1 protein-coding gene is annotated in these 380 nt (G+C 58.9%); it reads right to left on the bottom strand.

Going from position 1 to position 380, the window contains the following annotated elements; all coding sequences use genetic code 11:
• A partial coding sequence (locus BM607_RS21615) for a putative Ig domain-containing protein (protein WP_140393443.1) occupies positions 1 to 380 on the bottom strand: 380 nt, incomplete at both ends.

The raw sequence follows: 380 nt of genomic DNA, 5'->3' as shown, positions 1-380 counted from the left end.
AAGGACTGGTCAGCGGTTAAGCCGTCCGTGTCCGTCGCTCGCAGTGTCACGTGGTGCGCGCCCACATCGGCATTGCTTGGCGTGCCACTTAACACGCCTGAAGTCGTATTGAAGTTCAACCAGCTCGGTTTGGTCACCGCGCTTAAGGTTATAGTGTCGCCCACATCGGTATCACTCGCCGCGAAGGTGTAGCTATAAGCCGCATCTTGAGTGGCGGCAGTGATGGCCGTTGAACTGATGGTCGGTGCATCGTTGACGTTGGTGACCGTGATGCTGAAGGACTGGTCAGCGGTTAAGCCGTCGGTGTCCGTCACTCGCAGTAACACGGGGTGCGCGCCCACATCGGCATTGCTTGGCGTGCCACTTAGCACGCCAGTGGC

The organism is Shewanella sp. SACH, from assembly GCF_001887095.2.
Lineage (GTDB): Bacteria > Pseudomonadota > Gammaproteobacteria > Enterobacterales > Shewanellaceae > Shewanella > Shewanella baltica.
Note: the sequence above shows the minus strand (reverse complement) of the source record. Positions and strands in the feature narration are given on the sequence as shown.